This window comes from Streptomyces griseorubiginosus, assembly GCF_036345115.1.
Lineage (GTDB): Bacteria > Actinomycetota > Actinomycetes > Streptomycetales > Streptomycetaceae > Streptomyces > Streptomyces griseorubiginosus_C.
In genome coordinates this window covers 1,415,213-1,440,448 of sequence record NZ_CP107766.1, presented here as the reverse complement: position 1 = coordinate 1,440,448, position 25,236 = coordinate 1,415,213, and the positions used below count along the sequence as shown (strand labels likewise).

At 71.5% G+C, this 25,236-nt stretch carries 22 protein-coding genes and 1 pseudogene; 18 read left to right on the top strand and 5 right to left on the bottom strand.

The annotated features are described in order from the left end of the window. Nucleotides 1–175: 175 nt before the first annotated feature. Nucleotides 176–592 carry an SsgA family sporulation/cell division regulator gene (locus OHN19_RS06695; RefSeq protein ID WP_123764420.1) on the bottom strand — a complete coding sequence of 139 codons (417 nt, stop codon included), beginning with the start codon at nucleotides 590–592 and terminating at the stop codon, nucleotides 176–178. A 244-nt stretch (nucleotides 593–836) separates the two neighbouring features. On the opposite strand from OHN19_RS06695, the gene OHN19_RS06690 reads away from it, so the two are divergent. Both OHN19_RS06690 and OHN19_RS06685 read left to right on the top strand, forming a co-directional pair. Then, nucleotides 837–1,949 carry an oxidoreductase gene (locus OHN19_RS06690; protein ID WP_330263259.1) on the top strand — a complete coding sequence of 371 codons (1,113 nt, stop codon included), beginning with the start codon at nucleotides 837–839 and terminating at the stop codon, nucleotides 1,947–1,949. 50 nt (nucleotides 1,950–1,999) lie between these two features. Beyond that, complete coding sequence (locus OHN19_RS06685; RefSeq protein ID WP_053849163.1) at nucleotides 2,000–2,329, top strand: hypothetical protein; 330 nt, start codon at nucleotides 2,000–2,002, stop codon at nucleotides 2,327–2,329. A 3-nt stretch (nucleotides 2,330–2,332) separates the two neighbouring features. On the opposite strand, the gene OHN19_RS06680 is transcribed toward OHN19_RS06685, so the two are convergent. Next, a complete protein-coding gene (locus tag OHN19_RS06680; protein WP_330263258.1) occupies nucleotides 2,333–2,629 on the bottom strand; it encodes a YciI family protein in 297 nt (98 codons plus the stop codon). A gap of 42 nt (nucleotides 2,630–2,671) precedes the next feature. On the opposite strand from OHN19_RS06680, the gene OHN19_RS06675 reads away from it, so the two are divergent. Continuing rightward, nucleotides 2,672–3,361: an endonuclease V gene (locus tag OHN19_RS06675; RefSeq protein ID WP_330263257.1), complete on the top strand. Its 690-nt coding sequence runs from the start codon at nucleotides 2,672–2,674 to the stop codon at nucleotides 3,359–3,361. 84 nt (nucleotides 3,362–3,445) lie between these two features. After that, the gene (mmpA, locus tag OHN19_RS06670) at nucleotides 3,446–3,604 is read left to right on the top strand and encodes a morphogenic membrane protein MmpA (protein WP_086723806.1); all 159 of its coding nucleotides are present in this window, start codon (nucleotides 3,446–3,448) and stop codon (nucleotides 3,602–3,604) included. 49 nt (nucleotides 3,605–3,653) lie between these two features. On the opposite strand, the gene OHN19_RS06665 is transcribed toward mmpA, so the two are convergent. Further along, nucleotides 3,654–4,832 (bottom strand): saccharopine dehydrogenase family protein, encoded by a 1,179-nt coding sequence (locus tag OHN19_RS06665; protein ID WP_330263256.1) that lies wholly within the window; start codon nucleotides 4,830–4,832, stop codon nucleotides 3,654–3,656. 92 nt (nucleotides 4,833–4,924) lie between these two features. On the opposite strand from OHN19_RS06665, the pseudogene OHN19_RS06660 reads away from it, so the two are divergent. From OHN19_RS06660 to OHN19_RS06635, 6 genes and pseudogenes are all read left to right on the top strand, one after another. Beyond that, a pseudogene (locus OHN19_RS06660) lies at nucleotides 4,925–5,328 on the top strand (MmcQ/YjbR family DNA-binding protein). Nucleotides 5,329–5,435: 107 nt separating this feature from the next. Continuing rightward, entirely contained in the window at nucleotides 5,436–6,590 is a 1,155-nt protein-coding gene (locus OHN19_RS06655) for a CaiB/BaiF CoA-transferase family protein (RefSeq protein ID WP_330263255.1), read from the top strand. Then, nucleotides 6,587–7,729, top strand: coding sequence for an acyl-CoA dehydrogenase family protein (locus tag OHN19_RS06650; protein ID WP_330263254.1), 1,143 nt, complete (start codon nucleotides 6,587–6,589; stop codon nucleotides 7,727–7,729). The genes OHN19_RS06655 and OHN19_RS06650 overlap by 4 nt, the downstream gene beginning before the upstream one ends. A 43-nt stretch (nucleotides 7,730–7,772) precedes the next feature. Beyond that, on the top strand, nucleotides 7,773–8,987 hold the full coding sequence (locus OHN19_RS06645) for an acetyl-CoA C-acetyltransferase (protein WP_330263253.1): 1,215 nt from the start codon (nucleotides 7,773–7,775) through the stop codon (nucleotides 8,985–8,987). 42 nt (nucleotides 8,988–9,029) lie between these two features. Continuing rightward, nucleotides 9,030–11,207, top strand: coding sequence for a 3-hydroxyacyl-CoA dehydrogenase NAD-binding domain-containing protein (locus OHN19_RS06640; protein ID WP_330263252.1), 2,178 nt, complete (start codon nucleotides 9,030–9,032; stop codon nucleotides 11,205–11,207). A gap of 128 nt (nucleotides 11,208–11,335) precedes the next feature. Beyond that, complete coding sequence (locus OHN19_RS06635; protein ID WP_330263251.1) at nucleotides 11,336–12,985, top strand: thiamine pyrophosphate-binding protein; 1,650 nt, start codon at nucleotides 11,336–11,338, stop codon at nucleotides 12,983–12,985. Here OHN19_RS06635 and OHN19_RS06630 read toward each other — a convergent pair. Next, a complete protein-coding gene (locus OHN19_RS06630) occupies nucleotides 12,962–13,714 on the bottom strand; it encodes a MerR family transcriptional regulator (RefSeq protein WP_330263250.1) in 753 nt (250 codons plus the stop codon). The two genes, OHN19_RS06635 and OHN19_RS06630, sit on opposite strands and share 24 nt — an antisense overlap. Nucleotides 13,715–13,885: 171 nt before the next feature. Between OHN19_RS06630 and OHN19_RS06625 the strand changes: the two genes are divergently transcribed. The 4 genes from OHN19_RS06625 (at nucleotide 13,886) to OHN19_RS06610 (ending at nucleotide 17,193) form a co-directional block, all read left to right on the top strand. Beyond that, a complete protein-coding gene (locus OHN19_RS06625; protein WP_330263249.1) occupies nucleotides 13,886–15,361 on the top strand; it encodes an amino acid permease in 1,476 nt (491 codons plus the stop codon). A gap of 39 nt (nucleotides 15,362–15,400) precedes the next feature. After that, nucleotides 15,401–15,883, top strand: coding sequence for a macro domain-containing protein (locus OHN19_RS06620; protein ID WP_330263248.1), 483 nt, complete (start codon nucleotides 15,401–15,403; stop codon nucleotides 15,881–15,883). Between the two features lie 117 nt (nucleotides 15,884–16,000). After that, nucleotides 16,001–16,420 carry a hypothetical protein gene (locus OHN19_RS06615; RefSeq protein WP_330263247.1) on the top strand — a complete coding sequence of 140 codons (420 nt, stop codon included), beginning with the start codon at nucleotides 16,001–16,003 and terminating at the stop codon, nucleotides 16,418–16,420. An 86-nt stretch (nucleotides 16,421–16,506) separates the two neighbouring features. Continuing rightward, nucleotides 16,507–17,193 carry a DUF6766 family protein gene (locus OHN19_RS06610; RefSeq protein ID WP_330263246.1) on the top strand — a complete coding sequence of 229 codons (687 nt, stop codon included), beginning with the start codon at nucleotides 16,507–16,509 and terminating at the stop codon, nucleotides 17,191–17,193. Between the two features lie 21 nt (nucleotides 17,194–17,214). Here OHN19_RS06610 and OHN19_RS06605 read toward each other — a convergent pair whose 3' ends face one another. After that, a complete protein-coding gene (locus OHN19_RS06605) occupies nucleotides 17,215–18,708 on the bottom strand; it encodes a M1 family metallopeptidase (RefSeq protein ID WP_330263245.1) in 1,494 nt (497 codons plus the stop codon). A 161-nt stretch (nucleotides 18,709–18,869) separates the two neighbouring features. On the opposite strand from OHN19_RS06605, the gene OHN19_RS06600 reads away from it, so the two are divergent. The 4 genes from OHN19_RS06600 (at nucleotide 18,870) to OHN19_RS06585 (ending at nucleotide 25,202) form a co-directional block, all read left to right on the top strand. Then, the gene (locus tag OHN19_RS06600; RefSeq protein ID WP_330263244.1) at nucleotides 18,870–20,852 is read left to right on the top strand and encodes a Xaa-Pro dipeptidyl-peptidase; all 1,983 of its coding nucleotides are present in this window, start codon (nucleotides 18,870–18,872) and stop codon (nucleotides 20,850–20,852) included. Next, nucleotides 20,849–22,087: a M14 family metallocarboxypeptidase gene (locus OHN19_RS06595; RefSeq protein ID WP_330263243.1), complete on the top strand. Its 1,239-nt coding sequence runs from the start codon at nucleotides 20,849–20,851 to the stop codon at nucleotides 22,085–22,087. The genes OHN19_RS06600 and OHN19_RS06595 overlap by 4 nt, the downstream gene beginning before the upstream one ends. A gap of 88 nt (nucleotides 22,088–22,175) precedes the next feature. Then, on the top strand, nucleotides 22,176–23,876 hold the full coding sequence (locus tag OHN19_RS06590) for a BCCT family transporter (RefSeq protein WP_419249508.1): 1,701 nt from the start codon (nucleotides 22,176–22,178) through the stop codon (nucleotides 23,874–23,876). Between the two features lie 303 nt (nucleotides 23,877–24,179). Beyond that, nucleotides 24,180–25,202, top strand: coding sequence for an oxidoreductase (locus OHN19_RS06585; RefSeq protein ID WP_330263242.1), 1,023 nt, complete (start codon nucleotides 24,180–24,182; stop codon nucleotides 25,200–25,202). Nucleotides 25,203–25,236: the final 34 nt, after the last annotated feature.

Here is a 25,236-nt window from a genome sequence, read left to right as displayed (position 1 = left end):
CGACGCATCATCGCCCCCGGGGCCGTCGACCCGGAGACCCGAAGCATCCCGTCGAGGGCGCGAACCGTCCGCTGAACCCCCGAACGTGCTCGACAAACCCCTGTCCCGGGCGACCCGGCCCTCCGCGTCACGCGGGAGCTGCTGGACGCGGGGACGTGCGATAGGGCGGCCGACCTCAGTACGCGTCGCGCATCAGTTCCGCGAGGTCGTGGTCGAGGTCGAGCTGGAGGTGCTCCAGACCGCTCGGCACGAGTTCGTTGGTCGCCTCCAGGAACCGGCGCAGCTCGCCCGTGCGGACATGCACGACGGCCGTGCCCTCGGGGGCGTGGAACTCGAGAACGGTGCGGTCGTAGCCGTAGGGCCGCACCCGGACGTCGCCGTGGCCCTCGGGCTCGTGCAGACCGGTCGTGAGCAGCTCGCGGCTGAAGGTCCAGCAGACCTCGACGCCCTCCAGGGTGGCGGGCGCGGGGAAGGTCATGCGGACCGCGAACGGATCGCAGCGGTCGTAGTGCAGTGTGGCGGGAATGCTCGGCATCCGCGGTGCCGCGGCGACGAGACGGGCCTCTACGGGCTGCTCGATGACGGTGGACAACGCCTTGCTCCCTTGTGACGGCTGGTGGGGCTCTCGGAGGGTGGGACGGGCAATGGAAGAGACGCCGGAATCGGCCAATCCGTGTACACGAGAGTCGAGTGACCTCTGTCACCGTCCCCGTGCACCGGTGTGATCCAGTCCCTCTCGCCTGCCCCGCGAGACACACGTGACACCCCGCGCACCGGTCCGCACACCGCCGAGGGCATCTGGACGGCGCCGGGAGCGTGGACTAGCTTCGCCCGCCATGAGGCTCCTGGGGAACACGCGAGACAAGAGACGTACGGGTCTGACGCGCCGGACCGTCACCGCGGGCGCGGCGGCCGCGGCGGCGCTGGCCGCCCTGACCGCCGTACCGGCCGCGGCACACGGCCCGGACGGCCGTACCCCGCACGGGGAGCTCAAGGACAGCGGCGCCCCCGAGGCGCGCTTCCGAGGCCTCGCGGCCGTCAGCCGGAACACCGCCTGGCTGGCCGGCACCCAGGGCACCGTGCTGCGCACCACCGACGGCGGGGCGAGCTGGCGAAACGTCTCGCCCGCCGGGGCCGCCGAGCTCCAGTTCCGGGACATCGAGGCCTTCGACGCGCGCCGGGCCGTGGTGCTGGCCATCGGTGAGGGCGAGGCGTCCCGGGTGTACCGGACCGCGGACGGCGGAGCGACCTGGACCGAGTCCTTCCGCAACACCGATGCCAAGGCCTTCTACGACTGCCTCACCTTTTTCGACCGCCGCCACGGACTCGCCATGAGCGATCCGGTGGACGGGAAGTTCCGCATCCTGTCGACCGCCGACGGCGGCCGTTCCTGGAAGGTGCTGCCGAACAAGGGCATGCCGGCCGCGCTCGACGGCGAGGCGGGCTTCGCGGCGAGCGGGCAGTGCCTGGTGAGCTCGGGCCCGCGCGATGTCTGGCTGGCCACCGGAGGCGGCGCACGCGCGCGTGTACTGCACTCCGGCGACCGGGGCCTGACCTGGACGGCCTCCGACACGCCGATCCCCGGCGGCGCCTCGGCCAAGGGCGTCTTCGCGCTCGCCTTCCGGGACCGGGCGCACGGCCTCGCGGTCGGCGGCGACTACAACGCGGACCAGCCGTCCCCGCGCGCGGGCGCCCGTACGGCCGACGCCGGCCGCTCCTGGCAGCCCGCGGCCAACCCGCCGCCCGCCTACCGCTCCGGGGTCGCCTGGCTCCCGCACAGCCGCACCGCCGCCCTCGCGGTCGGCCCCACCGGCACCGACCTCACCACGGACGGCGGCCGGACCTGGCGGACCGTGGACACCGGCTCCTACGACACCGTGGACTGCGCGGCCGACGGCGGCTGCTGGGCCGCGGGCGAGAAGGGGCGGGTGGCTCGGCTGGAGCACTGAGTGGCGGAATGTGGGTACCCGGTCGCCGACGGCGAAAGGAGTGGTCCCCCATGCCAGCCGGTTCGAACTCCAAGCGGGAGCGCCAGTACGAGCACATCAAGAAGAGTGCCGAGGACCGGGGCGAGAGCACCGGCCGGGCCAAGGAGATCGCGGCCCGCACGGTCAACAAGGAACGCGCCCGCTCCGGTGAGTCCAAGACCGCCAGCCGCACCTCCACCAAGGACATGTCGTCCGGCAAGCGGGGCGGCCAGCGGTCCGGCAAGGGCTCCCAGGGCCCGACCTACGACCAGCTCTACGAGGAGGCCAAGCGCAAGGGCGTCAAGGGCCGTTCGGACATGAACAAGAGCCAGCTCCAGCGCGCCCTCGGCAACAAGGGCTGACCCTCACCCGGGCGTCTCCCGGTACGGCTCCAGCGCCGGGGCCGTCTTCGTCGCGGCGAACTCGGTGACGCGGTACGCGCACACCCCCGCCGTGACGAAGGGGTCGCCCGCGGTGATCTGCTCGATCCGCGCACGGTCCTCCGCGACGGCGATGATCACACCGCCGTCGCGGGGGTTCTTGCGTCCCGAGGCCAGGAAGACACCGCGCGCGTACTGCTCGTCCAGCCAGGTCACATGGGCCGGCAGCACGGCGTCCACGGCGTCGAGGGGCGCGCTGTAGGTCAGCTCCAGTACGAACATGATCGCGAGACTACGCCGCCCGGCCGTACCCTCGTCCCCACCATGACGACAGTGGACATTCCCGCGGGCTGGCCCGCGACCGAGGAGCAGGCCCGCGCGGTCCAGGACGAGTTGCGGGCCAGGACCGTTCTCGACGAACCGGGCCCGCCGCCCGGCACCGGCCATGTCACCGGGGTCGACGTGGCCTACGACGACGAACGGGACGTGGTCGCGGCGGCGGCCGTGGTGCTGGACGCGGGGACCCTGGAGGTCGTGGCCGAGGCGACCGCCGTGGGCCGGATCTCCTTCCCGTACGTCCCCGGCCTGCTCGCCTTCCGCGAGATCCCCACCGTCCTCGCCGCCCTGGACGCCCTGCCGTGCCCGCCCGGCCTCGTCGTCTGCGACGGCTACGGCCTGGCCCACCCCCGCCGCTTCGGCCTCGCGAGCCACCTCGGCGTCCTCACCGGCCTGCCCACGATCGGCGTCGCCAAGAACCCCTTCACCTTCTCCTACGACGATCCCGGCGCCCGGCGCGGCGCGTGGACGCCGCTCATGGCGGGCGCCGAGGAGGTCGGCAGGGCCCTGCGTACCCGCGAGGCGGTGAAGCCGGTCTTCGTCTCGGTCGGCCATCGCGTGAGCCTCGACACCGCCTGCGCCCACACCCTCGCGCTCACCCCGGCCTACCGCTTGCCGGAGACGACCCGCAGGGCGGACGCACTGTGCCGACGGGCGCTGCGCGAGGCGATGTCCTGACCGCACACCGGCGGGGGACTGAGTACGTCGTCTGAGTATCTGTACGGATGTGCGGGCCCCGGCGGGATCGGCAGTCTGTCCCGCATGACGACGCACCGTATGACCCACCGTTCCCCCAAGCCCCTCGCCGACCCGAACCGGCCCGTCGAACGCGCCGTGACCGCAGCTCTGGTCCTCGGCGTGCTCGCGGGGCTCGGCTGGATCGCGGGGATGATCTACACGGTCGCGGGCTGGTCCTTCTGACAACGGGCCCGGTCCTGCTGACGCCGTGCCCGGTCCTGCTGAGGCGCGCTCACCTGGTCGCCGCCACCCGGAAGATGATCCCGGCCCGCTCCAGCCGCTCGATCAGCGCGTCCCCCATCGCCACCGCCGTCGTGACCTGACCGGAGGTCTCCGGCAGGTCGTCGAAGGCGAGGGACAGCGCCGACTCGGCGAACATCTTGGCCGTCTCGTCGTACCCCGGGTCGCCGCCCCTGACCTCGGTGAACACCCGCCGGCCGCCGCCCTCGCCGACGAAGCGCACCGAGAACCAGCTCTTCGCCCGCTTCTCCGGGCTCGGCCCGTCGCCCGGCCTGACCCGGCCGGACAGCCAGCGGCGCGCGGACGGTACCTGGGCCGCCGCGAACAGCGCGCCCACGGCCGCGACCCCACCCACCGCCATGGGAAGGCGTCGTACGGCCGCGTAGTGCCGGTAACGGAAGTCCGGGCCGTAGCGCTCCAGGGCCTTCGCCGAGCGCCGGACGATCTGCGCGTCGATGGTCGGCAGCGGCAGGGCCCACGCGCCGACCTCCTGGGCGTAGCGCGGGGTGCCGGTCGGCGCGGTGGCCCGCCGGCCGACCAGCCGCGGCTCGTGCCGTCCCCGGTCCCGGGCGGCGGCGACCATCTGCCGGCCGCGCGCGAACTGGTTGAGCGCCGAGGCGAAGGTGCCGCCGGAGAACATGCCGTCCGCGGTCACGAACCCGTCGACGGTCAGCGGCACGCCCTCCGGCAACTGCCGGACCGTGAAGTACGCGCCGAGGTCGTGCGGGACCGAGTCGAAGCCGCACGCGTGCACCAGCCGGGCACCCGTCTCACGCGCACGTGCGTCGTGCCGGACGTACATCAGGTCCACGAACTCCGGCTCCCCGGAGAGGTCGAGGTAGTCCGTCCCGGCGTCCGCGCAGGCGGCGACGAGCTCCTCGCCGTACGTCAGATAGGGGCCGACCGTGGTGGCCAGCACGCGCGCGTGCCCGGCGAGGGCGCGCAGCGACTCCGGGTTCGAGACGTCGGCCGTGAGCACCCCGATGTCCGTGCCCCCGGGCAGCCGTTCGTGCAGCGCCCGCAGCTTCTCCTCGCTGCGTCCGGCGATCGCCCAGCGCAGACCGTCGGGGCCGTGCGCGGCGAGGTACTCCGCGGTGAGCGTGCCCGCGAAGCTCGTCGCTCCGAAGAGCACGATGTCGTAGGGACGGTCCGACTTCTTCAGCCTGCTCATGACACTCCTGGATCCCGCCGCACGCGCCGTTGTCGGTGGCCGAGGCTAGCGTGAGGGGTGCGGAGCCCGACGACGAGCCCGGAGGTGGGACGGTGGCCGTGCCCAGGAATGCCCTGAAGAAGTGGGAGAAAGTACGCGAGTTCGCGCTCGGGCTGCCGGGTGCCGCCGAGGCCACGCGGCGGAGCCGCATATCGATACAGCCCCTGGGGCGAAACCGTCGTCAAGGTCAACAAGAAGGTGTTCGTCTTCCTCGGTGTGAGCGACGGCAGCTACCCGATGGGCGTCACCGTGAAGCTCAAGGACGAGGAGGCCCACGCCCACGCGCTGACCTCCCCGGGCGCCGAACCGGCCGGGTACGGCCTCGGCAAGGCCGGCTGGGTGCGTGTCCCGCTGGCGGAGAAGGGTGCCCCGGCGGCGGAGCTGCTGTGCGACTGGGTCGAGGAGCTACCGCGCGATCGCGCCGAAACGGCTCACGGCGGAGCTGGATGCGCGATGACCGGCCGATAATTGGCTAAGCGCTTGCTCGTTCGGGTCTTGTGCCCGCCGGGGAGCGTTCATAGCATCACTGGTGTTACATCAGTTGTGTCACACCGAGGGGGCTGGATGACAACGGCACCGAGGCCCGGGCACGGCCCGCTCAGCGGCGTGCGCGTGGTCGAGCTGGCCGGTATCGGCCCTGGCCCGTTCGCCGCCATGCTCCTCGCCGACCTCGGGGCCGACGTGGTCCAGGTGTCCCGCCCGGGCGGTGCCGCGCTCGCGATCGACCCCGAGTACGACATCACCAACCGCAACAAGCGCTCGGTGGTCGTCGACCTCAAGGCACCGGACGGCCCCGCGCGCGTGCTCGACCTCGCGGCCCGCGCGGACATCCTTGTCGAGGGCAACCGCCCCGGGGTCGCCGAGCGGCTCGGCGTCGGCCCCGAGGACTGCCACGCCCGCAACCCCGCCCTCGTCTACGGCCGGATGACCGGCTGGGGCCAGGGCGGCCCGCTGGCCCAGCGCGCCGGGCACGACATCGCGTACATCGCCCTCACCGGCACCCTCGGCATGATCGGCGAACCGGGCCGCCCTCCGGCCGCCCCCGCCAACCTCCTCGGCGACTACGCGGGCGGCGCCCTGTACCTCGTCGTCGGCGTCCTCGCCGCCCTGCACCACGCGCGCGCGACCGGCGCCGGCCAGGTCGTCGACGCGGCCATCGTGGACGGCACCTCCCACCTCGCCGCGATGCTCCACGGCATGACCGCCGCCGGCGGCTGGCAGGACCGGCGCGGCGCCAACCTCCTCGACGGCGGCTGCCCGTACTACGGCACCTACGAGACCGCCGACGGCAGGTACATGGCGGTGGGCGCCCTGGAGCCGCAGTTCTACGACCTGTTCCTGGACCTGCTGGGCGTCACGGACTTCGCGGACGCCCGCAAGGACTGGACCCGCTGGGGCGACCTGCGCGAGGCGGTCGCCGCCCGCTTCAAGTCCCGTACGCGAGACGAGTGGACGGCCGTCTTCGAGGGCACCGACGCCTGCGTGGCACCCGTCCTGTCCCTGCGCGAGGCCCCGCACCACCCCCACCTCGCCGCCCGCGGCACCTTCACCCACCACGCCGGCATCACCCAGCCCGCGCCCGCACCCCGCTTCTCCGCCACCCCCACGGCCGTACGCACCGGACCCGCCCGGCCCGGCGCCGACACCGCGGAGGTGGCCCGCGACTGGGCCGTACCGGACCTCGTGACAGACCAGCAACTCCCGAAGGGCCCCGAATGAAGCGGCAGATCCTCGCCCCCGAGCACGACGCGTTCCGCGAGACCGTGCGCGCCTTCCTGGCCAGGGAGGTGCTGCCGTACTACGAGCAGTGGGAGAAGGACGGCATCGTCTCCCGCGAGGCCTGGCGCGCGGCCGGCAAGCAGGGCCTGCTCGGGCTCGCCGTGCCCGAGGAGTACGGCGGGGGCGGCACCGACGACTTCCGCTACAGTGCGGTCCTCGCCGAGGAGTTCACGCGCGCGGGCGCCCCCGGCCTCGCCCTGGGCCTGCACAACGACATCATCGGGCCGTACCTCACCTCGCTCGCCACCGACGAGCAGCAGCGCCGCTGGCTGCCCGGCTTCTGCGACGGCTCCCTGATCACCGCCATCGCGATGACCGAGCCCGGCGCGGGCTCCGACCTCCAGGGCATCCGCACCCACGCGGAGGACCGGGGCGACCACTGGCTGCTGAACGGCTCCAAGACGTTCATCTCCAACGGCATCCTGGCCGACCTCGTGATCGTCGTCGCGAAGACGACCCCGGAGGGCGGGGCCCGCGGTCTCTCGCTGCTGGTCGTGGAACGCGGCACGGAAGGCTTCGAGCGCGGCCGCAACCTCGACAAGATCGGCCAGAAGGCCCAGGACACCGCCGAGCTGTTCTTCCACGACGTCCGCGTGCCCAAGGAGAACCTCCTCGGCGAGCTCCACGGCGCCTTCGGCCACCTGATGACCAATCTCGCCCAGGAGCGCCTGAGCATCGCCGTCTCCGCTATCGCCGCCGCCGAGCACCTCCTGGAGATCACCACCGAGTACGTCAGGGAGCGCGAGGCCTTCGGCCGGCCGCTCGCCACCAAGCAGCACATCCGGTTCGAGATAGCCGAGATGGCCACCGAGTGCGCCGTCACCCGGACGTTCGTCGACCGCTGTGTCGAGGACCACTCGGACGGGGGACTGGACGCCGTCCACGCCTCCATGGCCAAGTGGTGGGCGACCGAGCTCCAGAAGCGGGTCGCCGACCGCTGCCTGCAACTGCACGGCGGCTACGGCTACATGAGCGAGTACCCGGTCGCCAAGGCCTTCACGGACGGCCGTATCCAGACCATCTACGGCGGCACGACCGAGATCATGAAGGAGATCATCGGCCGTTCCCTGCTGGGATGAAGACCTCCTGCCCGGCCCACCCTCACCCTTGAAAGGCTTCCTCGTGAGCACCGAAGCGTACGTGTACGACGCGATCCGCACCCCGCGCGGCCGCGGCAAGGCGAACGGCGCCCTGCACGGCACCAAGCCCATCGACCTGGTGGTGGGACTCATCCACGAGATCCGCGCCCGCTTCCCGGACCTGGACCCGGCGGCCGTCGACGACATCGTCCTCGGTGTCGTCGGACCGGTCGGCGACCAGGGCTCCGACATCGCCCGCATCGCCGCGATCGCCGCGGGCCTGCCGGACACGGTCGCGGGCGTCCAGGAGAACCGCTTCTGTGCGTCCGGCCTCGAAGCCGTCAACATGGCCGCCGCCAAGGTGCGTTCGGGCTGGGAGGACCTGGTCCTGGCGGGCGGTGTCGAGTCCATGTCCCGGGTGCCGATGGCTTCCGACGGCGGCGCCTGGTTCAACGACCCGATGACCAACCTGGCCGTCAACTTCGTGCCGCAGGGCATCGGGGCCGACCTCATCGCCACGATCGAGGGATTCTCACGGCGTGACGTCGACGAGTACGCGGCCCTCTCCCAGGAGCGTGCCGCCACGGCCTGGAAGGAGGGCCGCTTCGACCGCTCCGTCGTCCCGGTGAAGGACCGTGCGGGGCTGACCGTCCTCGACCACGACGAGCACCTGCGTCCGGGTACGACCGCCGACTCCCTCGCGAAGCTCAAGCCGTCCTTCGCGGACATCGGCGACCTGGGCGGCTTCGACGCCGTGGCGCTCCAGAAGTACCACTGGGTCGAGAAGATCGACCACGTCCACCACGCGGGCAACTCCTCCGGCATCGTGGACGGCGCCTCGCTCGTCGCGATCGGCTCCAAGGAGGTCGGCGAGCGCTACGGCCTGCGTCCCCGCGCGCGGATCGTCTCCGCGGCCGTCTCCGGCTCCGAGCCCACCATCATGCTCACCGGGCCCGCGCCCGCCACCCGCAAGGCGCTGGCCAAGGCCGGCCTCAGCATCGACGACATCGACCTGGTCGAGATCAACGAGGCCTTCGCGGCCGTCGTCCTGCGCTTCGTCAAGGACATGGGCCTCTCCCTGGACAAGGTCAACGTCAACGGCGGCGCGATCGCGCTGGGCCACCCGCTCGGCGCCACCGGCGCCATGATCCTGGGCAGCCTCATCGACGAACTCGAGCGCCAGGACAAGCGGTACGGCCTCGCGACGCTCTGTGTGGGCGGCGGCATGGGCATCGCCACCATCGTCGAGCGCATCTGACCCCCTCCCACGGATACGACGGATCACACGGAGCACTTCCACATGAGCACTCAGTCCACGACCATCCGCTGGGAACAGGACCGCACCGGCGTCGTCACCCTCGTCATCGACGACCCCGACCAGTCCGCCAACACCATGAACCAGGCGTTCCGCGACTCCCTCGCGGTGATCACCGACCGCCTGGAGGCCGAGAAGGACACCATCCGCGGAGTCATCATCACCTCCGCCAAGAAGACCTTCTTCGCCGGCGGCGACCTGCGCGACCTGATCCGGGTCACCCCAGAGACCGCGCAGGAGCTCTTCGACGGCGGCCTCGCCATCAAGCGCAACCTGCGCCGCATCGAGACCCTCGGCAAGCCGGTCGTCGCCGCGATCAACGGCGCGGCCCTGGGCGGCGGTTACGAGATCGCCCTCGCCTGCCACCACCGCATCGCCCTCGACACGCCCGGCTCCAAGATCGGCTGCCCCGAGGTCACCCTCGGCCTGCTCCCCGGCGGCGGCGGTGTGGTCCGCACGGTCCGCCTGCTGGGCATCGCCGACGCGCTGCTCAGGGTCCTGCTCCAGGGCACCCAGTACGCCCCGCAGCGCGCCCTCCAGAACGGCCTGGTCGACGACGTGGCCACCACCCAGGACGAACTCCTCGCCAAGGCCCGCGCGTTCATCGAGGCCAACCCGGAGTCCCAGCAGCCCTGGGACAAGCCGGGCTACCGCATCCCCGGCGGCACGCCCGCCAACCCGAAGTTCGCGGCGAACCTGCCCGCCTTCCCGGCGAGCCTGCGCAAGCAGACCAACGGCGCCCCCTACCCGGCCCCGCGCAACATCCTCGCGGCCGCCGTGGAGGGCGCCCAGGTCGACTTCGAGACCGCGCAGGTCATCGAGGCGCGCTACTTCGTCGAACTGGCGGCGGGCCAGACCTCGAAGAACATGATCCAGGCGTTCTTCTTCGACCTCCAGGCGGTGAACTCCGGCGCCAACCGCCCCAAGGGCGTCGAGCCCCGCCAGGTCCGCAAGGTGGCCGTGCTCGGCGCCGGCATGATGGGCGCGGGCATCGCGTACTCGTGCGCCCGCGCGGGCATCCAGGTCGTCCTGAAGGACGTGACACCGGAGGCGGCGGCCAAGGGCAAGGCCTACTCGGAGAAGCTCTGCGCGAAGGCGGTCTCCCGAGGCCGTACGACCCAGGAGAAGGCGGAGGCGCTCCTGGCCCGCATCACCCCGACGGCCGACCCCCAGGACCTGGCCGGCTGCGACGCGGTCATCGAGGCGGTGTTCGAGGACTCGGCGCTCAAGCACAAGGTCTTCCAGGAGATCCAGCACATCGTCGAGCCGGACGCGCTGCTGTGCTCCAACACCTCGACGCTCCCCATCACCGCCCTCGCCGAAGGGGTGGACCGCCAGGGCGACTTCATCGGCCTGCACTTCTTCTCGCCGGTCGACAAGATGCCGCTGGTCGAGATCATCAAGGGCGAGCGCACGGGCGAGGAGGCGCTGGCCCGCGCCTTCGACCTGGTCCGGCAGATCAAGAAGACGCCGATCGTCGTCAACGACTCGCGCGGCTTCTTCACCTCCCGCGTGATCGGCCACTTCCTCAACGAGGGCGTCGCCATGGTCGGCGAGGGCATCGAACCCGCGTCGATCGAGCAGGCGGCGGCGCAGGCGGGCTACCCGGCGAAGGTCCTCTCCCTGATGGACGAGCTGACGCTGACGCTCCCGCGCAAGATCCGCAAGGAGACCCGGCAGGCGGTGGAGGAGGCGGGCGGCACCTGGACACCCCACCCCGCCGAGGCGGTCATCGACCGCATGGTCGACGAGTTCGGCCGCACGGGGCGCAGCGGGGGAGGCGGTTTCTACGACTACGGCGACGACGGCAAGCGGTCCGCGCTGTGGCCGGGCCTGCGCGAGCACTTCACCCGCCCGGGCGCGGAGATCCCCTTCCGGGACATGCAGGAACGCATGCTCTTCGCCGAGGCCCTGGACACGGTCAGGCTCCTGGAGGAGGGCGTCCTGACCTCGGTCGCCGACGCCAACATCGGCTCGATCTTCGGCATCGGCTTCCCGGGCTGGACCGGCGGTGTCCTCCAGTACATCAACGGCTACGAGGGCGGTCTGCCGGGCTTCGTGTCCCGCGCGCGTGAGCTGGCGGACCGCTACGGGGACCGCTTCACCCCGCCGGCACTGCTGGTGGAGAAGGCGGAGAAGGGGGAGCGGTTCGGGGACGCGTGAGCGGACACCCCCGACACCCCGGACACCGGGGCGGCAGAGCGTCGTACCGCTGAGCGACACTGCCCTCTTGCCGCCCCACCCCGGGCTCCCCGACGCTGGACACCCAGCCGCCCCCACGAGGAGCCCCCATGGGTCAGCGTCCCGCGCTCGCCGTCCTGGACATCCTCCGCGACGAGGGCGTGGACCGCGTCTTCGGCAACCCGGGTACCACCGAACTCCCCTTCCTGGCCGCGCTCGCACAGGCGGAGAACGCCCCCGAGTACGTCCTCGGCGTCCACGAGGGCTCGGTGGTCGCCATGGCCGACGGCTACGCCCGCTCCACCGGCCGCCCCGCCTTCGTCAGCCTCCACATCGCGGCCGGCCTCGCCAACGGCCTCATCGGCCTCCTCAACGCCCGCCGCTCCCGCACCCCCCTCGTCGTCACGGCGGGCCAGCAGGACCGCCGCCACCTCCAGCAGGACCCCATGCTCTCCGGCGACGTCATCGGCCTCGCCACCCCCGCCGTGAAGGCGACGTACGACATCCAGCACGCCCGGGACCTGCCCCTGGCCCTCCGCCGCGCCTTCGCCCTCGCCCGACGCCCGCCCGCGGGCCCGGTGTTCCTCTCCGTCCCCACGGACCTCCTCCAGGAGGACACGGAACTGGAGATCCCGCCCCGCACCCCCACACCCCCCGGGGGCCCGGCCCCCGGCATCGAACGAGCCGCCGTACTCCTGGGAGCCGCCGCCCGCCCGGCGATCGTGGCCGGCGACGGCGTGGCGCGTGAGGACGCGCTCGGCGCACTGGTCCGCACCGCCGAGGCCTGCGGAGCCACCGTCCACCACCAACCCATGGCGGACGCCCTCGACTTCCCGACCACCCACCCCCTGTACGCCGGCATGCTCCCGCCCCGCCACGACGCGGTCCGTGCCGCCCTCGCCCCGTACGACACGGTCCTGATCGCCGGCGCCCACGCCTTCACCCCCCACCACTACACCCCCGGCCCCGCCCTGCCGCCCGGTATGACCGTCCTCCAACTCGACTCCGACCCGGACGAGATCGGCCGCAACTTCCCCGCCGACGCGGGACTCGTCGGAGCCCTCGCCCCCTCCCTGCACCGTCTCGCCGACCTGCTGCGGGACCGGGTGCCCGAGCACACCGCGAAGGCCCGCATCGTGCGCGCCGGTGAACAGCACGCCGCCGCACGCGAGCGGGCCGAAGCGGCGGCCCGCGCCGCCTACTCCCCGGCCCCGCTCGCCCCCTGGGCCGCCGCCCACGCCGTGGCGCGCGGCCTCCCGCCGGACGCCGTGGTCGTGGAGGAGGCCATCACCGTAGGTCTCCTGCTGCGCCGGCACGTACGACTGGAACGCCCCGGCAGCTACACCCACACCGTCGGCGGCGGCCTCGGCTGGGGCATCGGCGCCGCCGTCGGGCGGTCCCTCGCCGAACCGGGCCGCCCCGTCGTCGCCGTACTGGGCGACGGCTGCACCCTCTTCGGCCTCCAGGGACTGTGGAGCGCGGCCCGCCAGAACACCCCCGTGCTCTTCGTGGTCATGAACAACGGCGTCTACCGAACCGTCCAGGACACCTACACCGCGATGGGCGCCCAAGGCACCTGCCCCGGCACCGAGTTGGGCCCGCTCGACTTCACCCAGGCGGCCCACTTCTTCGGCGTCGACGCGGTCCGGGCCGAGAGCGCGGACCACCTGAGGGAGCTGGTGTCCGGCGCGGGCGACCTCACGGGGCCGCAGCTCGTCGACGTACCCCTCAAGGCGTCAGGAGGACCGGCCCGTCTCTGACGACCACTCCCGCAGCTCCTCCTTCAGGGACCGCTGGAAGGTGGTCAACAGGGCCTGTACGACCAGGGGTTCCATGTGCGCGGACAGTGACTTCACGTCCCGTGCGTCGCGCCTGGAGACCTCGCCGCGGAACAGTTGCGACAACTCGTGCGCGGCGGCCCGGGAGTGCTCGATGAGCACCTTTCGCGAGGCCAGGATCGCCTCCTGGGACAGCGGGACGTCCAGCAGCCCGACGCCCAGCCGGAGCAGGCCCAGGTCGACCAGACAGGTGTCGCCGTCCTGCCGTACGACACCCATCGCGGCGAGCCGTTCCAGGTCGTCGTCGTCGAGCGCCCGCCCGGCCCGCCGCTGGAGCTCCTCGCGGGTCACCGGCTCCACGAGATCGGGGGCCCAGGAGGCCACCACGGCCCGGTGGATCGCGAGGTCGTGGGCGCTCAGGTCGGACGGCAGCTGCTGCATGTACCGCTCGATCGCCGCCAGCGTCATGCCCTGGTGCTGGAGCTCCTCGATCAGCGCCAGGCGGGCGAGGTGCTCACGGCCGTAGTGACCGACCCGGCGCGGACCGATCACCGGCGGGGGCAGCAGCCCTCGCGTGCCGTAGAAGCGGACCGTGCGGACCGTGACCCCCGCCCGTGCGGCGAGCTCGTCGACGGTGAGGGCGGGCTCCTCGACGGTGCGGTCCGGCTCCTCGGCGTCGTCCCCGGCGGCAGGGGTGGTGTCGGTCGTCATGTGCAGCAGTATCGCTGTCTCACCACTGCTGTGACATCCGCCACCGCTTGCGCAGCGGGTTGTCGGGCAGGCGACTCTTCGGCCTGTGCCTGCACCACGAGGTACGGGCCGACGCACGTCCGAAGACCCCGGGCGACACCCGCCGGGGCGCACCAGAGAGTGGACCCACCTGTGAGCAAGGACGCCGCGCAATCGGCCCAGGCCACCGTCAGTACCGCCCGCCCCCAGGCGGCGCGGGTGCCCGCGGACGCGGGGGACGCCGGCTACAGCAAGGACCTCAAGTCCCGCCACGTCAACATGATCGCCATCGGCGGCGCGATCGGCACCGGCCTCTTCCTGGGCGCCGGCGGGCGCCTCCACACCGCGGGCCCGGCGCTGGCGCTGGCGTACCTCGTGTGCGGCGTCTTCGCCTTCTTCGTCGTCCGCGCCCTGGGCGAGCTGGTCCTGTACCGCCCCTCCTCGGGCTCCTTCGTGTCGTACGCACGGGAGTTCCTCGGTGAGAAGGGCGCGTACGTCGCCGGGTGGATGTACTTCCTGAACTGGTCGACGACCGGCATCGCCGACATCACGGCGATCGCGCTCTACACGCACTACTGGAGCCTGTTCACCGACATCCCACAGTGGACGCTCGCGCTCGTCGCCCTCGCGGTGGTGCTGGCCGTGAACCTGATCTCGGTGAAGATCTTCGGCGAGATGGAGTTCTGGTTCGCGATCATCAAGGTCGCCACGCTCGTGGGGTTCATGCTGATCGGCGTCTTCCTGCTCGCCACCCGGCACGAGGTGGGCGGACGGACGCCAGGAGCGAGCGTGATCACCGACAGCGGCGGTGTCCTCCCGCACGGCCTGATGCCGGTCGTCCTCGTCATGCAGGGTGTGATCTTCGCGTACGCCGCGCTGGAGCTGGTCGGTGTCGCGGCGGGCGAGACGGCGCACCCGGAGAAGGTCGTCCCGCGCGCGGTGAACTCGATCATGTGGCGTGTCGGCCTCTTCTACGTCGGTTCGGTCGTCCTCCTGGCCCTGCTGCTCCCGGCCTCGCTGTACTCGGCCGACGAGAGCCCCTTCGTCACCGTCCTCTCCAAGGTCGGCGTCCCGGCGGCGGGCGACGTGATGAACCTGGTGGTCCTCACGGCGGCGATGTCCTCCCTGAACTCCGGGCTCTACTCCACGGGCCGCATCCTGCGCTCCATGGCGACGGCGGGCTCGGCGCCGAGGTTCACGGCGCGGATGAACCGCAGCCAGGTGCCGTACGGCGGCATCCTGCTCACCTGCGCGGTGTGCGTGCTGGGCGTCGGCCTCAACTACCTCGTGCCGAGCCAGGCCTTCGAGATCGTGCTGAACATCGCGTCCCTCGGCGTCATCAGCACGTGGGTGATCATCATGGTCTGCCACCTGGTCTTTGTCCGCCGCGCCCGCGCGGGCCTCCTCACCCGCCCCACCTTCCGCCTCCCCTTCAGCCCGGCCACCGAGATCACCACGATCACCTTCCTCCTGGCCTGCCTCGCCATGATGTGGAACGACCCGGAGGTGGGCCGCAAGACCCTCCTCCTCATCCCCCTGATCGGAGTCCTCCTGGTGGCCGGCTGGTTCGGAGTCCGCCACAGGGTGGCCACGACGACAGACGGCCGGCCCACCGACCTCACGCACTGAGCGGGGGCCGTTGTCAGTGCCGCCCTCTACGGTGGCGTCATGGGGGAGATCACGTACATCCGAGGAGACGCCACGGCCCCGTCCGCGAAGGGCGTCAGGCTGATCGCGCACGTGTGCAACGACATCGGGGGGTGGGGAAAGGGCTTCGTGGTGGCGGTGTCACGCCGGTGGCCCGAGCCGGAAGCTGCCTACCGCGCCTGGCACCGCGGGCGCGCGTCGAACGACTTCGGGCTGGGCGCCGCCCAGTTCGTGCAGGTCGAACGCTATGTGTGGGTGGCCAACATGATCGGGCAGCGAGGGATACGCCACGGCAGCAAGGGCGTCCCGGTGCGCTACGAGGCGATCGACGAGGCACTGGGGCGGCTGGCCGACAAAGCCATGGAGCTCGGTGCCTCCGTGCACATGCCACGGATAGGCTGCGGGCTGGCCGGAGGCAAGTGGTCCCGCGTCGAGCCCCTGGTCATCGAGCGGCTCGTAAAGCGCGGTGTCGCCGTCAGCGTCTACGACTATGGGGACGACTGACGGGAGCCGGGACATCGATGTGCCGGTGTCGGCGAGCCCCCCTGCCGCTCACGGCCGCACCCTCCTCGCCCGCACCCCCCGCCTCTTGAATCGGGAGTAATCGGGTACCCGGGCCGGGTGAGGAAGACGCGGTGGATCGGTGTGCTGACATTCCTGGCCCTGGCCCTGCTCGGACTGGTCCTCTCCGGCTGCGGCAGCGTCGGTGAGCGCCGGTCGGACGCCGAGACCGCCGCCACCGGATTCGAGCGGCTCCTGCGCGCCCACGACCCGGCCGGCCTCTGCGAAGCGCTCGCCCCCGAAACCCGCGGCGAACTGGAGGAGTCCGAGAAGGAGAGCTGCGACCAGGCGATCACCTCCCAGGATCTCCCCCTCGGCGGCACCCCCCACCACGTGGACGTCTACGGCCGGCAGGCCCGTGTCGTCCTCGACGCGGACACCCTCTTCCTCTCCCTGTTCCCCGACGGCTGGAAGGTCGTCGCCGCCGGCTGCACCCCCGAGCCGGGCCGCCCGTACCAGTGCACGATCAAGGGAGGCTGACGGCACATGCGGACCATGTTCACGCTCTGCCTGGTCGTCGTCCTCAGCGGCCTCGTCTACTTCACCGTCCTGGGGCTGATGCACCGATGACCACACGCACCCGCGGCTTCCTGCGCGACAACGGCCTCGGCCTGGCCTTCGGCATCGGATTCCTGCTGGCTCTCGCCGGCCAGGCGATCGCGGGCTACGCGGACTTCAACAACCAGCTCACCACCGAAGGACTCGCCCAGGTCGGATTCGGCGAGTACCTCATGTCCTCCGACTTCGCCGTCGACGTGACGGAGAACTGGCAGTCGGAGTACCTCCAGTTCTTCCTCTACATCACCGCGACCGTCTGGCTCCTGCAGCGCGGCTCGCCCGAGTCGAAGGAGATGCACAAGGCCGGCCCGGAGTCCGACCGGGATCAGCAGGTCGGCGCGTACGCCCACCGGGACTCCCCGCGCTGGGCCGGCGTGGGCGGACTGCGGCAGGCGTTCTACTCCCGCTCCCTCGGCCTGGTCATGGGCACCATCTTCGCCCTCTCGTGGCTGGCCCAGTCGATCAGCGGAGTCGCCGCCTACAACGAGGAGCAACTACGGCAGCTCCAGGCCCCCATGAGCTGGGGCGACTACATCGGCTCCGCGGACTTCTGGAGCCGCACCCTCCAGAACTGGCAGTCCGAACTCCTCGCCGTGGCCTCGATGGCCATCCTCTCCGTCTACCTCCGACAGCGCGGCTCACCGGAGTCCAAGCCGGTCGGAGCGGCCCACACCTCGACGGGCGTCGAGGGATAGACCGCCCTGACCCCTCGCCCCTCAGTCGCCGTGCACCTCGTTCGTCGCGGCGATCTTCTGCCACGACTTCGGCTGTGCGGGCGCCTTCCCGGCCCTCGCGATCGACGCGCCCCGAGCCGCGGGCGCCCCCGGCTTCGACGGCTGGAACAGCCACGTGTCGAACAGCGCGGCGAGCGGCCGCCCCGACACCTCCTCGGCGTACCTCTGGAAGTCGGCCACCGACGCGTTGCCGTACGCGTGCTTCTGCGGCCACCCCTTCAGCACCGCGAAGAACGCCTCGTCGCCGATCTCGTTCCGCAACGCCTGGAGGGCCAGCGCGCCCCGGTCGTAGACCGCGATGTCGAACTGGTTCTCCGGCCCGGGGTCACCCGGCCGCACGGTCCAGAACGCGTCGTCCGCCGGGTGCGAGGCGTAGACGTAGTCGGCGAGTTCCTGTGCCGTGCCCTCGTCCTCGTGCTCGGACCACAGCCACTGCGCGTACCGCGCGAAGCCCTCGTTGATCCAGATGTCCTTCCAGCCGCGCACCGACACCAGGTCGCCGTACCACTGGTGGGCCAACTCGTGCACGACCACGGAGGTGTTGGACCCGTTCGCGAACTGGCGCGGGCTGTAGAAGGGCCGGGTCTGGGTCTCCAGCGCGTACCCGGTGGTGGTGTTCGGGACGTACCCGCCGAGCGCGTCGAAGGGATACGGCCCGAAGTACGAGCTCAGCCAGTCGGCGATCTCCCCGGTCCGCTCGACGCTGGCCCGCGCGGCACCGTAGTTGGCGCCCAGGTCCTTGCTGTAGGCGTTGACGACCGGAATGCCGCCGTCGGTCGTCCCGGTCGTGAGGTCGAACTTGCCGACGGCCAGCGTCGCGAGATACGTGGCCTGCGGCTTGTCGGAGCGCCAGTTCCAGCGGGTCCAGCCGAGGCGTGAACTCGTCGACTGGAGCGTGCCGTTGGAGATGGCCTGGCTGCCGTCCGGCACCAGGACCGACACGTCGTAGGTGGCCTTGTCGAGCGGGTGGTCGTTGCTCGGGAACCACCACCAGGCCGCCTCGGGCTCGTTCGCCCCGACCCCGCCGTCCGGAGTGCGGTGCCAGCTGGTGAAGCCGTACGCCTGCTTCGACGAGGGCACTCCGCTGTAGCGGACGACGACCGTGAGGGAAGTGCCCTTGGCCAGCGGCGACTTGGGCGTGATCTCCAGCTCGTGCTCACCCGACGTGGTGAAGGACGCCTTCGCGCCGTTGACCCGCACCTCGCTCACATCGAGCAGGAAGTCCAGATCGAACCGGGACAGATCCTGGGTCGTGCGCGCGAGGAGGGTCGCCGTGCCCTCCAACTCGTCCGTCGCGGGCTGGTACTTGAGCCGCAGGTCGTAGTGGGAGACGTCGTATCCGCCGTTGCCGTAGTCCGGGTAGTAGGGGTCGCCGATGCCCGGTGCGCCGGGGGACGAGCTCGCCGCCGACGCCGGGATCGCCAGCATCAGGGAGGCCGCCGCGAGTGCGCCCGGTGCGATCAGTCTGCGGTGCACGAGAACTCCAAGTCGTGGGGGGCCGAAGTCTGTTCGCAGCCTATTCACCACCTGTGAGCTGGATGTGTCCACGAGCACACCTGTCACACGATCGCCATTCGGCCGACATGGTCTCAAGGGGCCCTCTTTTGTGCGGGAGTTGACCGCAGTACCGTCCGCGCATGTCGATAAGCACGCGCTTCACGATCTGGAGACCGCTAGCGACCGCCGCCGCGGCCACCGCCGCCCTGCTGGCGACCTTCCTCGCCCCCGAGACCGCACAGGCACAGCCTCACGCGGTCCCGCAGCCGACGCGGGTGAGCCAACCCGTCTACTCGTACGAGAACGCCGTCCGCGAGGCCGTCTGGGTGGACACCCGGCTCGACGGCGACGGGGACGGGAGGACCGACCGCGTCGCCGTCGACATCGTGCGGCCCCGCGAACCCGCCCAGCAGGGCCGCAAGGTCCCGGTCATCATGGACGCCAGCCCGTACTACTCCTGCTGCGGACGCGGCAACGAGAGCCAGCTGAAGACGTACGACGCGAACGGCGACGTCGTCCAGATGCCGCTCTTCTACGACAACTACTTCGTGCCCCGCGGCTACGCCTTCGTCGGCGTCGACCTGGCCGGAACCAACCGCTCCGACGGCTGTGTGGACGTCGGCGGCCGCTCCGACATCCAGTCCGCCAAGGCCGTCGTCGACTGGCTCAACGGCCGGGCCACCGCCTACACGAGCCGCACGGGCACCCAGAAGACGAAGGCCGGCTGGACCAACGGCAGGACCGGCATGATCGGCAAGAGCTGGGACGGCACCATCGCCAACGGCGTGGCCGCCACCGGCGTCGAGGGCCTGAGGACCATCGTCCCGATCAGCGCCATCTCCACCTGGTACGACTACTACTTCTCCAAGGGCGCCCCGCTCTACGACTCCGGCCCCGACTGGCTCTCGAACTACGTCGACAGCCCCGACGCCCGCGCCAAGTGCGCCGCCGTCCAGCAGAAGCTCGTCGACCAGGCACCCCGCACCGGTGACTGGACGCCCCTGTGGACCGAGCGCGACTACGTGAAGGACGCGAAGAGGGTCAAGGCCAGCGTCTTCCTCGTGCACGGCATGCAGGACCTCAACGTCCGCCTCCAGCACGTCGGTCCGTGGTGGGACGCCCTCGCGAAGAACGGCGTCGAGCGCAAGATCTGGCTCTCCCAGACCGGCCACGTCGACCCCTTCGACTTCCGCCGTGCGCAGTGGGTCAACACCCTGCACCGCTGGTTCGACCACGAACTCCTCGGCTACGACAACGGCATCGACCGCGAGCCCATGGCCGACATCGAGCGCCACCCCGACCAGTGGGTCACCGCCACGACCTGGCCCCCGCGCGGCACGTCCGCGGCCACCCTGCGCCCCGCGAAGGGCACCCAACCGGGTGTCGGCACCCTCGGCCTGACCAAGGGCAAGGGCACCGAGACCTTCACCGACGACCCGGCGCTGAGCGAGACCGACTGGGCCGCGCGGATCGACACCCCGACCCCTGACAAGGCGGGCTTCACCACCGGCACCCTCACCAAGGACCTCCGGCTGTCCGGCGCCTCGAAGGTGACCGTCACCGCGACCCCGACCACGTCAACCGCCCATCTCTCCGCCGTACTCGTGGACCTGGGCCCCGACACCATCCGCGACTACGCGGCGAGCGGGGAAGGCATCAGCACCCTGGCCGACCGCACCTGCTGGGGCCTGAGCACCACCGGCGACAGCGCCTGCTTCAAGGAGACCGGGGCCAGGACCGCCGCCGTCGACTACACGGTGGTCAGCCGCGGCTGGGCCGACCTCGGCAACCACGCCTCGGACCAGAAGGGCGTCCCGCTCACCCCGGGCAAGGCCTACACCATCACCCTCGACCTGGGTGCCACCGACCATGTCGTCCCGGCGGGCCACCGTCTCGCCCTGATCGTCGCGGGCACCGACAAGGACCTCATCGACCCGCCGTCCACCAGGCCCACCCTGACGATCGACCTGGCCCGCACCTCGGCCCGCGTCCCGCTGGTCGGCGGCGCCGCCGCGTTCGCGCACGCGACGAAGGGCGCCGGGACCGCCGTAGCGGAAGAGGCCGGAGCGCTCGACGGCGTCCGGGCTCCGCGCACGGCCCACCGGGTTCCGGAGGGCGGATGAGGTTCCGGACCGTCACCACCGCGGGCGCGGCCCTGCTCGCCGCCCTGCTCGCCGCCCCGGCCCACGCGGCCGGGGCCCCGCCCCGCACCGGGTTCGAGACCACGCAGGGCGCCCGCTGGACGAGCGAGGCCGAGGAACTGGACTTCCTCACCCGCGTCGACCGGACCGACCGGGCCGTACTCACCCGCATCGGTACGACGAAACAGGGCCGCCCCCTCCACCTCGTCCAGGTCGGCGCCCGCCACGCCCCGAACAAGGTGCTCCTCGTGTGCAGCCAGCACGGCGACGAGCCCTCCGGCCGCGAGGCCTGCCTCAGCACGGTCCGCGACCTGGCGTACGCCGAGGACGCCCGGACCCGGCGCTTCCTGGACCGCACCACCGTGCTGGTCGTGCCCACCGCCAACCCGGACGGCCGGGCCGCCGACACCCGGGGCAACGGCGACGGCGTCGACATCAACCGCGACCACCTCGCCCTGGCCACCGCCGAGGCCCGCGCCATGGCGAAGGTCGTCCGGGACCGGCGGCCGGACGTGATCTACGACCTGCACGAGTACTCGGCCACCCCGCGCTACTACGCCAAGGACCTCTTCGACCTCTGGCCCCGCAACCTCAACACCGACCGGGCCGTCCACGACGAGGCCGAGACCCTGTCCCGGGCGTACGTGCGCCCCGCCGCGCAGGAGGCCGGGTACACGACCGGGACGTACGGGATCTGGACCGACCCGGTCACCGGCGACCCGATCAGACAGGTCGCCGGTGACGGCCAGGAGCGCATCCTGCGCAACATGTCCGGGATCAAGCACGCGATCGGACTGCTGATCGAGAGCAGGGTCGAACCCCTGACGGACACGGACGAAGCGAGCAACAACCGGCGCCGGGTGGACTCCCAACTGGCCGCGCTGAAGGGCCTGTTCACCTACACCGACGACCGCCGCCGACAGATCGAGGCGGCCACCGCGGGGGCCCGCCACACCACGGGGACCGGCCCCGTCCACGTCGGCGGCGCCGACAACGACCCGCCCGAACCGGCCGAGGTGATCCAGGACCCGCCCTGCGGCTACCGGCTCACCCAGGCCCAGTACACGGAGGTGAAGGACGAACTAGCCCTGCACGGGGTGCGCACGCGGGGGACGTACGTCTCCCTGAAGCAGCCCCTGCGCGCCCTCGTCCCGCTGCTCCTCGACGCACGCGCGCCGTACCACCTCACGGCCGGGGAGCCCGACACCGGTTGCTGAATGGGGTCTGATCTGCGGCACCTGTGGTAGGTCCTGGGGAAGTGTGTGAAAACCGGCGTACCCACCGCCCCAGGGGAAGGTGCCGCAGATGACTGAAGACCTGAAGAAGAGAGGTGGCCGGGAAGGTCCCATGGGCGTTCTCGGCCACCAGACCGACCGAGTGGTGTTCGGAGTCACCGCCGCCATCACCCTGGCCTTCGTGATCTGGGGCTGGGCGGCGACGGACTCCCTGGAGGACGTCTCCACCACCATGCTCAACGGGCTGATCCACAACGGCGGCTGGGCCTTCATGCTGGCCGCCTCGTGCTTCGTGGTGTTCGCCCTGTGGCTCGCGATGAGCCGCTACGGCCGCATCCACCTGGGCGCCGAGGGCGAGGAACCCGAGTTCAAGACGGTGTCCTGGGTCGCCATGATGTTCAGCGCCGGCATGGGCATCGGCCTGATGTTCTACGGCGTGAGCGAGCCCCTCTCGCACTACACGACCCCGCCCCCGGGCACGAATCCCGCCAACTCCGGCGAACGCATGGAGACGGCGATGGCCACCACCCTCTTCCACTGGACCCTGCACCCGTGGGCGATCTACGCGGTGGTCGGCCTCGGCATCGCCTACAGCACCTTCCGCAAACGCCGGCGCCAGACCATCAGCGCCGTCTTCACCCCGCTCATCGGGGAGAAGCACGCGAACGGCGCCGCCGGCCGGGTGATCGACATCCTCGCGATCATCGCCACCGTCTTCGGCTCCGCGGCCTCCCTCGGCCTCGGCGCCCTCCAGATCGGCTCCGGCTTCCAGGAGCTGGACTGGATGGACGACGTGAGCACCGGCCTGCTCGTCGCGATCATCGCGGTGCTGACCCTGGCCTTCGTGCTCTCGGCCGTCTCCGGCATCGAGCGCGGCATCCAGTGGCTGTCCAACACCAACATGGTGCTCGCCCTGATCCTCGCGGTGTTCGTGTTCATCGCGGGCCCCACCATCATCGTCCTCGACCTGCTGCCCACCTCGGTCTTCTCCTACCTCGGCGACCTGCCCCAGCTGGCCGGCCGCACCGAGGCGAGCGGCGGCAAGGGCGTCGCGGACTGGCTGGGCAGCTGGACCGTCTTCTACTGGGCCTGGTGGATCTCCTGGACGCCCTTCGTGGGCATGTTCATCGCCCGCATCAGCCGCGGCCGCACCATCCGCCAGTTCGTCGGCGGAGTCATCCTCGTGCCCAGCACGGTCAGCCTGATCTGGTTCGCGATCTTCGGCGGTACGGCCATGAAGCTGAAGGAGGGCGGCGCGCTCGGCGGCGAGTCGACCCCCGAGGGCCAACTCTTCGGCGTGCTCCAGGAGTTCCCCATCGCCACCGCCACCAGCCTGCTCGTGATGATCCTGGTCGGCATCTTCTTCGTGTCGGGTGCCGACGCCGCGTCCATCGTGATGGGCACGCTCTCCCAGAAGGGCGCCCTCGAACCCGGTCGTTTCGTCGTCGTGTTCTGGGGCGTGGTCACCGGAGCGGTCGCCGCCATCATGCTGCTCGTCGGCAGCGGCCAGGGCGACGCGCTCACCGGCCTGCAGAACCTCACCATCCTGGCCGCCGCGCCCTTCGTCCTCGTGATGATCGGCATGTGCGTGGCCCTCATGCGCGACCTGCGCCGCGACCCGGTCATCGTGCGCGGCGAGATGGGCTCCGAGGCCGTCGAACTCGCCGTGATCGAGGGCCACCGCAAGTACGACGGCGACTTCGGCATCCAGATCGGCCCCGGTCCCGGCACCGAGACGGAGGGCGACCCGCTGGGCCACGACCACGCCTGAGGACGGCGGATGCGAGGAGGAGGCGAGCGGACCGCCCCTCCTCGCACCGCTGTCAGGCCCCCTCCCCGCGGTCCCCCTTCGACCACGCGTACGCCGCCCGCGACGGCCCGCCTGCCCAAGTCCCCCCGCACGTCGGGCGATCCGGTCGCCCGGCCTTAGGGCTTGTCCGGCGGATCACGCCGGCGTCGCGGGGCCTGCACCGAGCAGCACCGTCTCTTGCAGCCGGCCTGATCCGCCGGACAGGCCCTAGCGGAATGCCCCATGCCGTGCGCAGACCGCCCCAAAGCCGGGAATACTCACACCATGTCTGCCGCCTACGCGACCTTCGGCCTGGCACCGGCGATGCGTGCCGGTGGAGTCCTCGCCAACGGTGACTTCCAGATACACCGGGACTTCGTGGACTTCATCGTCGACAGCCGCCCGCTCCTCTTCCAGCTCTCCGACCTCGACGCCGTCTCCCCCCTCGCCTCCGACGTCCCGCCCGCGATCTTCACCGCCCAGGTCCGCAGCCTCCTGGGCGAGACGGACGCCCCGCTTCCGGGCGGCCGTTACGTCATCTACGGCTGCCCCGAGTGCGAGGACCTCGCCTGCGGGGCGGTCACCGCCGTCATCGAGCGGGACGGCGACGACTTCATCTGGCGGGACTTCGCCTGGCAGACCGAGGACGCCGTGGACCTCCGCCTCAACGGCTACCACGGCATCGGCCCCTTCCGCTTCCGGGGCGCCGAGTACCGCGCGGCACTGGACTCCCTCCTCCAGGAGGAGACCCACCGGGCCCGCCGCCGCGTCCTGCTGATCGGCGCCCGCGTCGCCGTCCTCGCCAAACTGGCCGCCGCCCTGCGCACCATCGGCATCGGCGCCGACATCACCCAGAGCTTGGGCGGTGTCCCCGCCGACGAACTGCGCGGCTACGGCGCCGTCGCCTTCGGACGTGCGATCAGCGAGGAGGAACGTGCCGCCGTACGCCACTCCTTCGACCGCGCCGGCGTCGACGTGGCCTACGTCGACGGCCTCGCCCCGATCATCCCGCTGCTCGTGGCCCAGATAGAGCACGCCCTGGACCGCAGCCCCGTCGAACAGCGCCGCCTGACCCGCCTGGTCGCCGCCGACGGCGAGGCGGGCGTCGAGGTCACCTCACCGTGCCGGGTGCGCCTGACGGCGTACCGCCTCGACCGCCTCTACCGCACCCACGCCCAGGAGGTCTTCGACGGCGTCCTGGAGGCGGGCCGGCACCGGATCGCCTTGGACGCCAAGGCGGTGAAGGGAGAGTCGTTCGTCGTGGCGCGGACCTCGGGAAGCGTCCTGGTGGAGGCGATGGCCCGCTGAAAACCCGAGCGCCGACCGGTCCCTACGGCCACTA

What these genes read in the sequence shown, in the direction of transcription:
- OHN19_RS06655 (WP_330263255.1), top strand. Translation starts at nt 5,436, where the DNA reads ATGACAACGGCACCGAGGCCCGGGCACGGCCCGCTCAGCGGCGTGCGC.
- OHN19_RS06635 (WP_330263251.1), top strand. Translation starts at nt 11,336, where the DNA reads ATGGGTCAGCGTCCCGCGCTCGCCGTCCTGGACATCCTCCGCGACGAG.
- OHN19_RS06585 (WP_330263242.1), top strand. Translation starts at nt 24,180, where the DNA reads ATGTCTGCCGCCTACGCGACCTTCGGCCTGGCACCGGCGATGCGTGCC.
- OHN19_RS06610 (WP_330263246.1), top strand. Translation starts at nt 16,507, where the DNA reads ATGACCACACGCACCCGCGGCTTCCTGCGCGACAACGGCCTCGGCCTG.
- OHN19_RS06675 (WP_330263257.1), top strand. Translation starts at nt 2,672, where the DNA reads ATGACGACAGTGGACATTCCCGCGGGCTGGCCCGCGACCGAGGAGCAG.
- OHN19_RS06650 (WP_330263254.1), top strand. Translation starts at nt 6,587, where the DNA reads ATGAAGCGGCAGATCCTCGCCCCCGAGCACGACGCGTTCCGCGAGACC.
- OHN19_RS06590 (WP_419249508.1), top strand. Translation starts at nt 22,176, where the DNA reads ATGACTGAAGACCTGAAGAAGAGAGGTGGCCGGGAAGGTCCCATGGGC.
- OHN19_RS06685 (WP_053849163.1), top strand. Translation starts at nt 2,000, where the DNA reads ATGCCAGCCGGTTCGAACTCCAAGCGGGAGCGCCAGTACGAGCACATC.
- OHN19_RS06640 (WP_330263252.1), top strand. Translation starts at nt 9,030, where the DNA reads ATGAGCACTCAGTCCACGACCATCCGCTGGGAACAGGACCGCACCGGC.
- OHN19_RS06630 (WP_330263250.1), bottom strand. Translation starts at nt 13,714, where the DNA reads ATGACGACCGACACCACCCCTGCCGCCGGGGACGACGCCGAGGAGCCG.
- OHN19_RS06595 (WP_330263243.1), top strand. Translation starts at nt 20,849, where the DNA reads ATGAGGTTCCGGACCGTCACCACCGCGGGCGCGGCCCTGCTCGCCGCC.
- OHN19_RS06680 (WP_330263258.1), bottom strand. Translation starts at nt 2,629, where the DNA reads ATGTTCGTACTGGAGCTGACCTACAGCGCGCCCCTCGACGCCGTGGAC.
- mmpA (WP_086723806.1), top strand. Translation starts at nt 3,446, where the DNA reads ATGACGACGCACCGTATGACCCACCGTTCCCCCAAGCCCCTCGCCGAC.
- OHN19_RS06665 (WP_330263256.1), bottom strand. Translation starts at nt 4,832, where the DNA reads ATGAGCAGGCTGAAGAAGTCGGACCGTCCCTACGACATCGTGCTCTTC.
- OHN19_RS06620 (WP_330263248.1), top strand. Translation starts at nt 15,401, where the DNA reads ATGGGGGAGATCACGTACATCCGAGGAGACGCCACGGCCCCGTCCGCG.
- OHN19_RS06600 (WP_330263244.1), top strand. Translation starts at nt 18,870, where the DNA reads ATGTCGATAAGCACGCGCTTCACGATCTGGAGACCGCTAGCGACCGCC.
- OHN19_RS06690 (WP_330263259.1), top strand. Translation starts at nt 837, where the DNA reads ATGAGGCTCCTGGGGAACACGCGAGACAAGAGACGTACGGGTCTGACG.